This window comes from Vibrio sp. 2134-1, from assembly GCF_033339495.1.
Genome location: NZ_JAWOUS010000824.1, coordinates 1 through 552, shown reverse-complemented (window position 1 = coordinate 552; position 552 = coordinate 1). Strand labels below are relative to the sequence as shown.

Sequence of the window (552 nt, the reverse complement as noted above, 5' to 3'; positions counted from 1 at the left end):
ATCAAAAAGTCTTAAAAAGTTTCAGCGCAAGCATCAATATAAAGTCACTATAAATCAAGCGACTGAGCGCGTCATTCAACTTTGCTCGTCTACCCGGCCAGCAGATGAAACATGGCTGAATGAAGAGATGCAAGCGGCTTATATTCAGCTATCCAACCTAGGGCATTGCCACTCAGTAGAAGTATGGCATGACAACACGCTTGTTGGAGGTTTATACGGCATTAGCGTGGGTCAACTTTTTTGTGGTGAGTCCATGTTCAGTTTGAAAGACAACGCATCAAAAATCGCATTGTGGTATTTGTGCACGCATTTGGCGTCAAAGCATGGTCAATTAATAGATTGTCAGGTGATGAACCCGCACTTGGCATCCCTCGGCGCATTTGAGCTTGACCGAGACGAATTCATACAAAAGCTACTATCTTTAAGAGAAAAGCAAACGGCTTCTGACACCTTTACGCCCCAAGTTTTGCAGGATTCAGAATCATGAGCACAGATCTACAACACATTCGAATTGGGTTAACCAACAACCATCCTTGTAGCTATTTACCGGCA

1 protein-coding gene is annotated in these 552 nt (G+C 43.7%); it reads left to right on the top strand.

The genetic code is table 11. The annotated features are described in order from the left end of the window. The coding region (gene aat, locus R7R78_RS28745; RefSeq protein ID WP_225474924.1) for a leucyl/phenylalanyl-tRNA--protein transferase at nucleotides 1-487 on the top strand (487 nt) is incomplete at its 5' end. Nucleotides 488-552: the final 65 nt, after the last annotated feature.